This is a genomic window from Dryocola sp. LX212 (assembly GCA_041504365.1).
In the GTDB taxonomy this organism is placed as follows: Bacteria; Pseudomonadota; Gammaproteobacteria; order Enterobacterales; family Enterobacteriaceae; genus Dryocola.
Genome location: CP167917.1, coordinates 1,281,506 through 1,294,438, shown reverse-complemented (window position 1 = coordinate 1,294,438; position 12,933 = coordinate 1,281,506). Strand labels below are relative to the sequence as shown.

Here is a 12,933-nt window from a genome sequence, read left to right as displayed (position 1 = left end):
CCTGTAAAGTCGGCCCGAGGATAATAATTATGACCGAACTAACAACAAGTTATGGCGCAGGCACGCTGCTGGGGATCGCAGCCTGTGCAGTCCTGCTTCTGCTTATATTAATCATGCGCTATAAAGTGCATGCCTTTTTAGCCTTAACCCTGGTGAGCGTTGCCACCGCGCTTGTGACCGGCGTGCCTTTCGATAAAATCGTTCCGACGATCCTGACCGGCTTTGGCAGCACCCTTGCGGGCGTAGCGCTGCTCGTTGGCCTTGGAGCAATGATTGGCCGTCTGCTGGAGATCTCCGGCGGCGCGAAGGTGCTGGCAGATACGCTAATTGGTACCTTTGGTTCCCACCGTGCGCCTTTTGCGCTGGGCGTGGCATCGCTACTCTTCGGTTTCCCGATCTTTTTCGATGCGGGCCTGGTGGTGATGCTGCCAATCATCTTTAGCGTTGCCAAACAGTTTGGCGGCTCCACGCTGAAGTACGCTTTCCCGGCGGCGGGTGCTTTTGCCGTAATGCACGCCTTGGTGCCACCGCATCCAGGTCCGGTTGCCGCTAGTGAATTATTAGGCGCAAACATTGGCCTGCTGGTGATAACCGGCCTGATCATTGCTATCCCAACCTGGTATCTTGGTGCCTATCTTTACGGGCAGTACGCCGGTAAGAAATTTAACGTGCCGCTGCCCACCTCTTTCCTGGGAAAAATCGAGGCCGATCCTGGTCACCAGCCGCCGGCATTTGGTACGGTACTGAGCATCCTGCTGATGCCGTTAGTGCTGATCTTCCTGGATACCGGCTTGAATACCGCGACTGTGCTGGGCTGGGTAAGCGCCGACAACACCATCGTGCAGTTCCTGCGCATGCTGGGTAAAACCCCTATCGCCCTGCTGATCACCGTGTTCTTTGCATTGATGGTCTTCAGCGGCAAACACAGCCGCGAGCACCTGGAGAAAGTGTGTGACGGTGCGCTTGGCCCAATCTGCGGCATTATTCTGGTGACCGGTGCGGGCGGGATGTTCGGTGGCGTACTGCGCGCCAGCGGCATTGGCGACGCGCTGGCGGGCGTACTGTCCGATACCGGGATGCCGGTTATCGTGGCCGCGTTTGTAATCGCGACCGCGCTGCGTGTGGCGCAGGGTTCCGCCACCGTCGCGCTGACCACCACCGCCGCACTGGTTTCTCCAATGGTGGCGTCCACCACGGGCCTGAGCCAGTTCGACCTGTGCTTTATCGTTATCGCGATTGCCGGCGGAGCGACCGTGCTTTCCCACGTGAACGACTCCGGCTTCTGGCTGGTGGGCCGCTTCCTGGAGATGGATGAGAAGACCACGCTGAAAACCTGGACGGTAATGGAAACGCTGATTGGCACAATCGCCTTCCTCTTTGCCCTCGTGGGCAGTATCATCCTCTAATCGCCTGAGAGACGGGTTTGTGACCTAAGTCGCTTTTAACCCTGAGTTAAGCCCAGTATTATCAGGAAAGACCAGACCCTCATCGTTTACGGTGGGGGTTTTTCTTTGTACGGTTTCCCGCACATGCGTGCATGTTTTTTACACGGAGTAAATTATGTCCAGACCTGCCATCATCATTAACGAACTCGATGCCGAGCGCCTCGACCGCCTGCTGGAGCAGCCACAGTATGCCAACCTGCCGGTTGCGCAGTTGCTGAACGCAGAGCTGGACCGTGCAGAGATGTGCAGCCCGGAAAATATCCCGGCGGATGTGGTGACGATGAACAGCCGCGTGAAGTTCCGTGATCTGTCTTCCGGCGAAGAGCACCTGCGCACACTGGTCTATCCGGCGAACCTGACTGACAGCACAAACCAGCTTTCAGTGATGGCGCCCGTTGGCGCAGCGCTGCTGGGCGTTCGGGTAGGGAACAGCATTGAGTGGACGCTGCCGAACGGGAACCAGACGAGGTTAGAAGTGCTGGATATTGAGTTCCAGCCCGAAGCAGCCGGGGAATATCACCGCTAATCGCAAGCTAATGCACCCAGCCAGTAAGCAAACTGGCTGGTTGAATTATCAGGTAAGAATGACCATACAAAGAAAGAACCCCGCCCCTCATAAGAAACGGTATAGAAGTAAAATTGTCTCTGTAATTCCTCGCCATGAACAAATTAAGAAAAAATAAAACAACAGCCGATACAGTTACGGTATTGCTGCGCAGATAAAATCATACTTATCTATCATTACGGCTTCATAGTTACTCGGCAACACTTGCACGATGCCTGTCGTTCAACGGGACATAACATGGGTGATGCCCTTGCCATATCCCTGGGATTTTTGCTGATCGTGGTGATTCTGATCGCTGCGGTACTGATACTTGAGAAGTTGTGGTAGCGGGCGTTACGCGGAACCCCGCAGCACCAGCTCACCGGAAATAATGATTTTATGTGCGGGCAGGGTCGGCGCCTTTATCTTATCCACGATAGCGTCGCCGCCTGGCGACCCGTTTCGTCGCTTGACGCCGAGACGTAGGTGAACAGCGGCGAGGTCAGATTAATATGCATCATATCCTCGAAGCCCATCTGCGAGACTTCCTGCGTTAAAAACACATCTTTACCCACGGTACGCCCGACCTGATGAATGCCACTCAGGCCGCCGAACACGCCCATTTGCAGCTTATGAATAACGATTGATAAGCCATTGCGCATCACGTTCTGAAATGCCAGGTTTTGCTGCTACATCGCGACGGCGTATACGTTTTTCACAAGCAACTAAAATCAGAGATGTAGCCATACTGTTATCGAAAATTTGAAGTTGCGCATGGATTGACCTGGAATTTGCCGGGGCACCATGTAGTGAAAACGGGTGGACCTTGCCGGCGTGTATCCACCCGATGATTTTTATGCCTTATCAAATAATGAGAGATAGCTTTCGTATCCCTTATCTTCAAGCTCTTCTACAGGAATAAAGCGCAGCGACGCAGAATTGATGCAGTATCTCAGGCCTCCCTCCTCCTTCGGACCATCATTGAAAACATGACCCAGGTGGCTGTCGCCGTGTACCGATCTAACCTCGGTGCGGATCATGCCGTGGCTTGTATCACGAAGTTCGTTAACGTTTTCTTCAACAGGTCTGGTGAATGCTGGCCAGCCGCAGCCAGAGTCATACTTATCCCGAGAGGAAAACAGCGGCTCGCCGGAGACGATATCTACGTATAGGCCTTCTTCGAAAAATTTATCGTACTTACCGGTGTAGGCTCGTTCAGTCCCCCCGTTTTGCGTGATGTGAAATTCTTCTTCGCTGAGCTCCGCGATCGCCTGAGAATTCTTATGATACTTCGCGTTCATCGATTTACCTCATGAGGTTAATTAAGTTCTGCTATTGGTTATTGGGGTTAGATCGCTCAAGCCCAATCTTTTGTGCGGCAAAAACATAATCCTGATCGGCTGCGTGAGCGATGTGGCATGCGGCACAGTCGGCGATCGCTTTAATTTTCGCTGTTTCTGGATACGGGGGCTTTACGTGACCCGTAGTGAAGTAAGCCCAGTTACCGGCCGCTTGCGGAAATCGCTGTTTATCTTTTACCATATAGCCGTATCCAGCGTAATTATTCTGAAAGATAGCCGAACCAAAGGCAGATTTACAAACATGCGTCCCCTTAATGTCACATTTTTTATCTGCCTCTACTTCGGTAAACTCTTTAATAATCTGTGTACCATCAGCCCATTCACCGGTAGCCATATAGTGCGTCCATGCACTCGGTTCGACATAGGTATTACCTACTATCGGAATGATAATTTTGGTACCGTCAAAGATATTTATGCCGTCTTCCTTCACAAAAGTACCGACATGCACCCAGTGGTGAAAATCTACAGGAAGCGTTACCTTTCCATCCTCTGAAAATGTCGCGCGAGAAACTTGAAGACTATCTATATTAGACGTTAGTTCGACTGCATACACGGTAGAAAAGAAACCGCTCAACAGGACAGAAAATGCTATCGACTTTATTGCTCTCATAAAAAAACCTCATTATTTATTTGTAGCATCTGCTTTCTGGGAGGAATTCAATCGTGGACGAAGGTTAATGTCACCACGGATCTGGCTATGGGTATAAAATCATTATGCTAGACCAGACTTTTCATCTCCTTCTTTTAGTAGTATCAATCACTACAACTGAATATACATCAACAAAAAATTAAACATTCAATAACGAAAAGTTTAATTCCCTCATTGGATAAGAAGCACTTTTTGACAATTATTTTATTATAAAAAAGGGCCAGGCTTAGCCTGACCCTCTTTTTTACCCAATTTCCCCAAAAAAGAGAAAACTACGCCTGAACGGTGATGCTCAGGGTTTCGAAGCTGACCGTCTGACCGGCGACGATCTTACAGCGCTTGCGGGTTTCCACTTCGCCGTCTACGGTCACCAGACCTTCGGCAATCACCGCTTTCGCCTGCGCGCCGCTTTCGCACCAGCCTTCCAGCTTCAGCAGATCGCACAGCTCAACGTGGGGGTGTTTTCCTAATGAGAAGGTCGTCATATTACTCTCCATCGACATCATGATATTCCTCGCAGGCCTGCAAGGTATTCTGAATAAGAGTGGCGACGGTCATAGGGCCAACGCCACCCGGAACCGGCGTAATATACGAGGCTTTGACGGCGGCTTCATCATAATTTACGTCGCCGACCACTTTGCCGCTCTCCAGCCGGTTGATACCGACATCCACGACAATCGCCCCTTCCTTGATCCACTCGCCGGGAATAAAGCCCGGTTTGCCCACGGCAACAATTACCAGATCGGCATTCTCGACGTGATGACGCAGATTTTTGGTGAAGCGGTGAGTCACGGTGGTGGTGCAGCCCGCCAGCAGAAGCTCCATGCTCATCGGACGACCCACGATGTTGGATGCGCCAATCACCACGGCGTTCAGCCCGTAAGTATCAATACCGTAACGCTCAAGCAGCGTCACGATACCGCGCGGCGTACAGGGGCGCAGGCGCGGAGAACGCTGGCACAGGCGGCCAACGTTGTAGGGATGGAAGCCATCCACGTCTTTGTCTGGGTCGATGCGTTCCAGCACCTTCACGTTATCGATGCCCGCAGGCAGCGGCAGCTGCACCAGAATGCCGTCGATATCGCTGTCCGCGTTGAGTGTATCAATCAGCTCCAGCAGCTCAGCTTCCGTGGTGCTGTCCGGCAAATCGTAAGAGCGTGAGAGGAAGCCGACCTCTTCGCAGGCCTTGCGCTTGCTGCCAACATAAATCTGCGAAGCAGGGTTCTCGCCAACCAGCACAACGGCCAGTCCCGGAGCGCGTTTTCCCGCTGCAACACGCGCACGCACTTTTTCAGCAACTTCAAGCCGTACCTGCTGCGCAATCGTTTTACCGTCAATAATCTTTGCTGCCATCAGTCGAATAATTCCGCTGTAATCAAAAAGGAGGGGATTGTTTCTATTTTGTCAGAAGCCGCGCGTCCTGTCAGGCAAAGATCTGCCAGAATGGTCAATTGTCGCGCAGGTAGTTGAAAAGCCATTGACTAGAAAGGTGTTGACCGTATAATCCGGGCATTCCGAATAATACGTACAGTCCGGAAAGCACTTCCCCAGTGCGCCCTTAGCTCAGTTGGATAGAGCAACGGCCTTCTAAGCCGTAGGTCACAGGTTCGAGCCCTGTAGGGCGTACCATATAAATCAAAGAGTTACACGAAGACTCGCAGTTACTTACACCAATAATTTTTCCCATGTAACAGCTGATGTAAGTGATTTACATCAACGCTCATCAACACTCCATTTCATTTTTCGATAGTAAGAGTCGCGTTGGCTCAGCCCACCAGAGTGAACCGTGCTCAGTCGGAGTAGATGAGTGAATGGGGGTTTATTTACTACCTTCGGTGTATTAGCTCAGACTTGACATGACAGCTTTCTCGTATTGTGCACAATAAAATCTGACAGTCAGCTATGAGCGAGGAGCGGACACGCCAAGTATTAACACTAGCAGTAGCAGTAATACTCTTCAGTTGTCATATCGCTGCGGCATGAATTCCCACAATTCATGGCCCAGTGTGTTTTAATACTGTTGGATTTCATCGTTCTAGGACAAGTTATGCTAATCATCTTCAGTGGTTTGCCTGGAAGCGGGAAAAGCACTATCGCTCAGGCTTTGACAAAGCAGTTAAATGCTCTTTACTTGCGAATCGACACGATTGAGCAGGCCATACTTAAAGCCGAAGAAGATGGTCGTGAAATGGGGCCTACTGGTTATTTTGTCGCTTACTCACTCGCCAGAGAAAACCTGCTATTAGGAGCAACAGTAATCACTGACTCAGTGAACCCACTGGCGTTAACCCGTGATGCCTATCGAGAAATAGCTTTATCGGCAAGAACCGATTTTTTAGAAATTGAGATCGTATGTTCCGATATGATTGAGCATCGTAAACGAGTGGAAATAAGGGTGTCACAAGTCGAGGGGTTAACCCTGCCAGATTGGAAATATGTTACCGATTTGACTTATGAACCATGGAACAGAGAACACCTCATTTTAGACTCGTACAGTTTATCCAGCGATGAATGTGTATCAAGGATCATCAAACTTCTTTCGCGATGACTTGTGAATCGCCACGGGTTTAACAGACACCTCAGAGTCATTTATGGACTGACCCCGCCCCGGTAGACGATCCTGCCCTATAGTTTGAGCATAGGAGGAGCGTATGGGCACACCACGATTTACACCTGAATTTAAGGAAGAGGCTGTCCGTCAGATAACGGAACGCGGTTATTCCGTCGCCGAAGTATCTGACCGTCTGGGCGTTTCTGCACACAGCCTCTACAAGTGGCTACGGGCGATTAAACCCGATAACAGCGAGCAGCATGCCCGGGATTTACTGGAGGCCAAAAGCGAGATCCTGAAACTACGGGCGCAGCTAAAACGTACCGAAGAGGAACGGGATATTTTGAAAAAGGCCGCGCGGTACTTTGCAAGGGAGCCCGACTGAAGTACCGCTTTATCAATGAGCACCGCACTGTATGGGGTGTGATGACGATGTGTCGGGTACTCAATGTCGCCCGGGCCGGGTTCTATGCGTGGCTGCACAACCCGGTCTCGGCACGTGATAAAGATAACCAGCGCCTGCTGACGCTTATCCGTGACTCATATTCACTGAGCGGAGGCGTATACGGTTACCGGCGGGTTCATGGCGACCTGAACGAAATCGGGGAAACCTGCGGCAAAAACCGGGTGGGTCGTATTATGCAACTGAACCGGATCAAAGCCGTACGCGGCTATAAAGCGCCGCGTCGTATCGCTGGTCGACCTTCAGTGGTTGCCCCGAATCGCGTGCAGCGGCAGTTTACTGTTGTCCGGGCCAATCAGGTCTGGGTCACCGACATCACTTACATCCGCACCTGGCAGGGCTGGTTGTATCTGGCGGTGGTTATCGATCTCTTCGCCCGTAACGTGGTCGGCTGGTCGATGAAACCCACTCTCTCACGCGAACTGGCGCTGGATGCGCTGATGATGGCGGTCTGGCGACGTAAACCCGACGGCGAGGTTATCGTGCACTCAGACCAGGGCAGCCAGTACGGCAGTGACGACTGGCAGCGCTTCTGCCGGGCCAATAACCTGGCTCCGAGCATGAGCCGGCGTGGCAACTGCTGGGATAATGCGGTGGCCGAATCGTTCTTCAGTTCACTGAAAAAAGAGCGCATCAGGAAGAGAATATACAAAACCCGGGATCTGGCCCGGGCGGATATCTTCGATTACATTGAAGTATTCTATAACCGGTCCCGGCGCCACAGTCATCTCGGCGGCGTCAGTCCGGAGGCCTTTGAACAGGCCTCATCGTGAGGACAGAATTTGTCTACTGTCGTGGGGTCAGTCCAATTCCTGTCTCATATAGCTTTTTATTTTCATAGTCCCTTTTCATACCGTGATTATAACCACCGATTACAACCCGTACATTTTGATATGGATAATTACCAAATAAGGTAGTTAAGTGGTAACCACAGCGAATGGCACGCTTTATTATTTGTCTTGAAATAACATGCGTGAAACCATCCATTGCCATACTGGCAGCGCCCACTGTCCGATGGGCGTTTTTTTTGGAATTATGGCCGGGGGGCAGACCAGCTCTCCTGATAAAGACTGGAAGGTTACAGCCTTATGTCTCCCGGCCGCCAATAATGGCAGAATGCAGGAAAGGAACCTGTCAAATTTCCGCTTAAATGGTCTGCGTTCTGTCGCCAGATATGGCAGAGATGGCTTCAGTTGGGTTAACGTCTGGAAGCTGGTCAAAACTCCCCCCCTGCCATTTCCTATGCTGCGTATATCTCTACCACTCCATACTGTCCGGCTACTGCATTCGCATAAATCGCAAGGCCCCATGTGGTGCTGTCATTCGGTGACGCGGTAAACGGATACCACTCCTCCTTCACCAGCACTTCACAATCTATCATCGAGTTATCAGGTGCAGAGTAACGGCAGTTGCGGATATCGTGCTCTCAGCAACACCATATTGTGCGGCTATTTCACGGAGCGAAAGGACACCAGCCCGGTACGCCGCCTTGATGGCCTACCAATCCGGCTTTGACATAATGGTTACTTCTTACTCTCAATAAACATTGTCGAGCGTTATTGCGATGGCGCTCTGGAGTGGTTACTTCAACGGGATCCAGTCCTCAGCAAAGAGATCGCCTTGTGATGGCACCCAACCCGGCTGCATACGGGTGCTGTTTTAGCCAGGCGATAGAAGCGCCAAAACAACCCAGCAGGCTGGGGGCTTTTCGAATATGGTGATTCCTGGCTGCTGCCGGGAAAATCACTGTCACAGCCACATGTAAGCTCCGAAACACTCCCAGTATTCCAATTCGCTGCGGAATCAAAAATCACACCAGGAGCATTTTGTGCTGGATCGATTATGTTTATATTCCCGAGATTTCCATTTGACACGGCTGGAGTGCCAGAAAGTGCGCAAGAACTGTCCCCCGCCCAAACCGAAGAAAAAACACATAGATAACTAAGCATTAATGCAAATAGCATTTTACGTACTTTTATTTATTTATTTTTCCTAAAGTACCTGCCGCATAAACGCTGCGAAACTGCACTTAGGCGGATAGTTTTTCGGAGCCAAATAATCAACTATCGCATCTAATTTTTTCACCTCGACAGTCAAATAAAGAGTGTTTTTTCTTTAGGTTCTCTGTTCATCTCATCAATTGCTCGATTAATTCTATTAATTCTATTAATTCTATTAATTCTATTAATTCTATTAATTCAATGCATACACCCTATCATTTATATCAAATAAAAACCATATTACAGGATAGCAGACTCGAAGGATTGGTTCAAAAGTAGTAATAAAGCCAACCTTCGAGGGCAACACCAAGGCTGACTAATGTTGCATGTGATAACCATGGTGAGCGCGATACCCTGCTTTAGGGTCCACGTGGAAAGCATAGTCACCAGATATATATTTAGGTAAAAGAAAACCCGCTCAGAGGCGGGTTGATTTTCCACATTCCACTGAGCGCTGGAGGCTGTGGCCGTTAAGGGTCGATAGTGCGTATCCACTATTAATCAGCGCGCATGCGCTATCCAGCCGCTCCGGGCAATCCCTTCCTCGCAGGCTGAAAAGCGTTAACTGGAGCAGTCAGCAGGAGTCGAAGCCTTATTACAAGTGTATAAGTTCATGATAGTAGGCATTTTAGGATGACCTTAACTAGTGGTTCTAGTTAAACATGAACTGGTACTCAAGGGAATGTATTTATTTTTATTCAGCATTCTCTACACCGGCTTCATTAACAGATGTTGGCTGCGCATGAACAGAGTCCGGCTGCGCAATTTTTTGAACCAAGGATATCAATTCGTCAAACACCGCTTTCATTTCTGCTGGGTAGGTTAAGGACAACCAAGTTGCTAATAGAGCACCTGCCAAAAAACCCAATTTCATACCTTCTCCCGCCTGTTCTGTCGCACTATCAATACATTGACTTATATAATTTTTTAGAAAATTTTAATCTGGAAATTTTGATGCAACTATTAAACCGGATATTTTCCGGCAAAACCCACATTATGAGGGGGAACCGACCTTACAAGTATTTTTTCACACTTCCCAGTAAAAAAACTTACAACTATCCCTCACTGCCCAAGTAGGCACCTTTTAATAAAATACTATGCCAAAGCAAATCATAGGGGATTATTTTATTTAAAAATGGATTTTTGAAGGGCAAGGGGGCGCGGCCATTCGTCGAAGCGATCCCGGAAGGTGTTTGCACACCAGCCGTCGCTTAAAGGCTTTTACCCTGTGATACGCACTGACGCTGATAGAACTTAATCTGGCTCCACCAGGCCTGCTTCTCTGCCTGCGTCGGTTTTTGTTTCCCTGCGCCAAGCTTTTTGAGTTTGCGCCCTGTGTCGGTATCAATATCTTCTCCGGCCAGCGGCTTATGCCCGCATTTGGGGCAGACATAGAAGCCTGCAGGTTTCATGTAATGGCACCGTGAGCATTCTTGAGGCAGCTTCTCAGCGCGTTTTTCAGTAGTACGGCGTGCAGCATCTTCCATCCCGTCTGATTTTCCCGGTAACTCGCTGTATTCAATAGAATCGGGATAACCAAGACGGTGAACTGTTCCGCTGTAATCGACGATGAGACAGGATGCTTTGCCCGGTGCGGTGCGCAGACCACGCCCCAGCGCCTGCAGCCAGCGAATTTCGCTTTTGGTCGGTCAGATACTAACATCGCGGTGTATTAATCAACGGGGAGCAGGTCACCAGCTGAGCTGGCCGTTAACAATCCGTATATCCTGTTCCATGTTGATTTTTATTTTCACAGTCCCTTTTCATACCATGATTATAATTAACGATTACCATCGGTACATTTTGATATGGATAATTACTAAATATGGCAGTTAAGTGATAACCACAGCGAAAGGCTATGCTTTAGTATTTGTCTTGAAAGTACACTGCGTAAAATCCTCATTTGCCGCACTGGCAACGCCCATTGTCCGATGGGCGTTTTTTTTAGAATTATGGCCGAGGAGCAGCCATCTCTCCTGATAAAGGCTGGAAGGTTACAGCCTTCTGCTTCTTGGCCGCCAGATATGGCGGGGTGTTATCCCCCAGGATTACTTTGCATGGTAATCTGACATCAAAACCTCGCCATTCTTTTCTTTTAACCCCGCGATGCCGTGCGAATTTTAAGCGATGTTAATGTAGTGAACAGCGACTGTACGAAAATGGAGAAGGAAAAGCTAAACCGGCTGATTGAGGTGATCTTTGACGAAGCAGAGTTTTGGCGTGTTGGTGAGTAGCTTACTGATATCAAAATCATATCAAATGAGAGGATTTTTCCGGTCACACAAGGCCACCTGGAAGTTTATAAATAAACAAAACCCCTCTATGGCATTCCATCTGGTTGACAAATAGCATGGTTAAACCTCAATCGATCGGATGTGATACGCGCAATGTTTATCTGGCGATTCTATTATTCACTGTACTCATATTTCTGCTTATCGTCGAATGTCTTAAAGATGTCTGGACGGGCAAGTAGAAGAAAAATCCAATCTGCGACACAGATATTTATTTTACTGTTATCACAGAGAATGAAATTGGACATATTTTGATAATGATTATTACCTTGCAAAACAATCATCTACGCGCTTACCCGTTATAAACAGCTTATGATTAATTGGATTGAGCAAGCACATTACGTTGTTCTACTTCCCTTTACAGACCAGTACCCGCCCTTACCCGTAGGTAGCTTTTTCGAATAATGGCCGGGGGGTGATCAAATTCCTGAATAAGTCGGAAACTAGATCACAAAGCCCTCTGGCCGCCAGATAAGGCAGAGGTGGCTTCAGTTGGGTTAGCCGCCGATATCCGGGGAATAACACATTGCGCACCACGTACCGTGCTGTCGTCGGCGTTGAGCAAACTGATGGGGCCGCAGCAAGTTTTAAGGCGTTGTTAATTAACATTAAATCTAATAATTATTGTCTCATAATTTACTGCTTCACATTTACGCGGGTTCAGATTAGCTCTTGCCAGCAGCTGGCGGCATGCACAACTTATCGCTGTTTAGCTTATACCCCAGTGTATTCTCATGATCCGCCTGAGCATATCTCTTGTAACATGCAGTATTGAACAGCTGCCGTCTGCAAGGAGTTCAAAAACATTCATCGCTTCGGCCTTTCTTACCCGCCACCAGCCCCCCATATAAAACAGCCAGTTCATTCTCTCCCTCCATCTGAAAATGATTTACTTCCCTGGAAATTTTATAACAGCAAGTCCAAATCAAATCCATTGAATAACCGCAAGAAAAGTCCGCAAATGGACTATTCTGATCTGTAATTATCTTTATGTGTAAAGCTTAAAATCAGCTCGACTGTCGGGGTAAATAATTATTATTGCTGGTATACAAGATAATTATTACCACGACTGAAAAGCCCCTTTCAGTCCGCTGACCTGAGGACAGTTTACGGTAGCAATCCCCCCTTCTGGATTCGATTCTGTCGCAGTGTCGGGTGTTCCCAAAGGAGCCGACTTTCTGTCTCCAAAATGCCGACATGGAAAATGCAGAAGGGATAAACCAAGCTTCATCCGGCACATCCTGAAGAGTACCAGTGATACAACGCCACCAGCCCCCCTACGTTCAATAACACGCTGAAATAAAAATAGGTCCTGAACGGCTGCTTTTGCGTTTTATGTCGGAAGATCCGCTGGCCGCAGATAGCGCCGGGCCAGCCTCCTACCAAACCGAAGAGCAGCAGCGTGGCCTCGGGAAATCGTCTTCTTTCTCGTTGAGCCGCACGCTTATCCAGGCGATAAAAAACCAGCGTCATCACGTTGATGGCAAGCAACCATGTCGCAACGGGGTAAGGCGCAGCGATACTGGCCGCCGCCGTTAATAACAAGCTCAAATAGCAAAATCGATTAATATTCATGCATCCTCGCAGTTTCATCCAGAACAACTGCAACTATAATCGACAGGCACCGAC

The 12,933-nt window shown here is 49.1% G+C and carries 10 protein-coding genes, 1 tRNA gene and 3 pseudogenes; 5 read left to right on the top strand and 9 right to left on the bottom strand.

Going from position 1 to position 12,933, the window contains the following annotated elements:
• Positions 1-29: 29 nt before the first annotated feature.
• Together ACA108_06110 and rnk are read left to right on the top strand one after the other, a co-directional pair.
• Positions 30-1,406, top strand: coding sequence for a GntP family permease (locus ACA108_06110; protein XEX97092.1), 1,377 nt, complete (start codon positions 30-32; stop codon positions 1,404-1,406).
• A 154-nt stretch (positions 1,407-1,560) separates the two neighbouring features.
• Complete coding sequence (gene rnk, locus ACA108_06105) at positions 1,561-1,971, top strand: nucleoside diphosphate kinase regulator (protein ID XEX97091.1); 411 nt, start codon at positions 1,561-1,563, stop codon at positions 1,969-1,971.
• Positions 1,972-2,343: 372 nt separating this feature from the next.
• On the opposite strand, the pseudogene ACA108_06100 reads toward rnk, so the two are convergent.
• The 5 genes and pseudogenes from ACA108_06100 to folD all read right to left on the bottom strand — a co-directional run bounded on the left by ACA108_06100 (position 2,344) and on the right by folD (position 5,352).
• A pseudogene (locus ACA108_06100) lies at positions 2,344-2,594 on the bottom strand (substrate-binding domain-containing protein).
• Positions 2,595-2,843: 249 nt separating this feature from the next.
• Positions 2,844-3,290 carry a peptide-methionine (R)-S-oxide reductase MsrB gene (gene msrB / locus ACA108_06095; GenBank protein ID XEX97090.1) on the bottom strand — a complete coding sequence of 149 codons (447 nt, stop codon included), beginning with the start codon at positions 3,288-3,290 and terminating at the stop codon, positions 2,844-2,846.
• A gap of 31 nt (positions 3,291-3,321) precedes the next feature.
• A complete protein-coding gene (locus ACA108_06090) occupies positions 3,322-3,960 on the bottom strand; it encodes a cytochrome P460 family protein (protein XEX97089.1) in 639 nt (212 codons plus the stop codon).
• Positions 3,961-4,271: 311 nt separating this feature from the next.
• Entirely contained in the window at positions 4,272-4,484 is a 213-nt protein-coding gene (gene ybcJ / locus ACA108_06085; protein ID XEX97088.1) for a ribosome-associated protein YbcJ, read from the bottom strand.
• A gap of 1 nt (position 4,485) precedes the next feature.
• A complete protein-coding gene (folD, locus tag ACA108_06080; GenBank protein ID XEX97087.1) occupies positions 4,486-5,352 on the bottom strand; it encodes a bifunctional methylenetetrahydrofolate dehydrogenase/methenyltetrahydrofolate cyclohydrolase FolD in 867 nt (288 codons plus the stop codon).
• A 199-nt stretch (positions 5,353-5,551) separates the two neighbouring features.
• Between folD and ACA108_06075 the strand changes: the two genes are divergently transcribed.
• The 3 genes from ACA108_06075 (at position 5,552) to ACA108_06065 (ending at position 7,786) form a co-directional block, all read left to right on the top strand.
• Positions 5,552-5,628, top strand: a tRNA-Arg gene (locus ACA108_06075).
• A gap of 418 nt (positions 5,629-6,046) precedes the next feature.
• A complete protein-coding gene (locus ACA108_06070; protein XEX97086.1) occupies positions 6,047-6,547 on the top strand; it encodes an AAA family ATPase in 501 nt (166 codons plus the stop codon).
• A 103-nt stretch (positions 6,548-6,650) separates the two neighbouring features.
• A protein-coding gene (locus ACA108_06065; GenBank protein ID XEX97085.1) for an IS3 family transposase occupies positions 6,651-7,786 on the top strand; the annotation gives its coding sequence in 2 pieces (ribosomal slippage) (positions 6,651-6,897 and positions 6,897-7,786; 1,137 coding nt in all).
• Positions 7,787-8,417: 631 nt separating this feature from the next.
• On the opposite strand, the pseudogene ACA108_06060 reads toward ACA108_06065, so the two are convergent.
• From ACA108_06060 to ACA108_06045, 4 genes and pseudogenes are all read right to left on the bottom strand, one after another.
• Positions 8,418-8,507 (bottom strand): annotated as a pseudogene (locus ACA108_06060) (hypothetical protein).
• Between the two features lie 1,200 nt (positions 8,508-9,707).
• Complete coding sequence (locus ACA108_06055) at positions 9,708-9,887, bottom strand: hypothetical protein (protein ID XEX97084.1); 180 nt, start codon at positions 9,885-9,887, stop codon at positions 9,708-9,710.
• Between the two features lie 275 nt (positions 9,888-10,162).
• A pseudogene (locus tag ACA108_06050) lies at positions 10,163-10,662 on the bottom strand (ATP-dependent helicase).
• Positions 10,663-12,531: 1,869 nt separating this feature from the next.
• On the bottom strand, positions 12,532-12,879 hold the full coding sequence (locus ACA108_06045) for a DUF1294 domain-containing protein (GenBank protein XEX97083.1): 348 nt from the start codon (positions 12,877-12,879) through the stop codon (positions 12,532-12,534).
• Between the last annotated feature and the right edge of the window lie 54 nt (positions 12,880-12,933).

Bases quoted from the DNA above. Each gene is read 5' to 3' on its own strand.
- ACA108_06070 (XEX97086.1), top strand. From the start codon at position 6,047: ATGCTAATCATCTTCAGTGGTTTGCCTGGAAGCGGGAAAAGCACTATC.
- ACA108_06090 (XEX97089.1), bottom strand. From the start codon at position 3,960: ATGAGAGCAATAAAGTCGATAGCATTTTCTGTCCTGTTGAGCGGTTTC.
- ybcJ (XEX97088.1), bottom strand. From the start codon at position 4,484: ATGACGACCTTCTCATTAGGAAAACACCCCCACGTTGAGCTGTGCGAT.
- ACA108_06110 (XEX97092.1), top strand. From the start codon at position 30: ATGACCGAACTAACAACAAGTTATGGCGCAGGCACGCTGCTGGGGATC.
- msrB (XEX97090.1), bottom strand. From the start codon at position 3,290: ATGAACGCGAAGTATCATAAGAATTCTCAGGCGATCGCGGAGCTCAGC.
- ACA108_06045 (XEX97083.1), bottom strand. From the start codon at position 12,879: ATGAATATTAATCGATTTTGCTATTTGAGCTTGTTATTAACGGCGGCG.
- rnk (XEX97091.1), top strand. From the start codon at position 1,561: ATGTCCAGACCTGCCATCATCATTAACGAACTCGATGCCGAGCGCCTC.
- folD (XEX97087.1), bottom strand. From the start codon at position 5,352: ATGGCAGCAAAGATTATTGACGGTAAAACGATTGCGCAGCAGGTACGG.
- ACA108_06055 (XEX97084.1), bottom strand. From the start codon at position 9,887: ATGAAATTGGGTTTTTTGGCAGGTGCTCTATTAGCAACTTGGTTGTCC.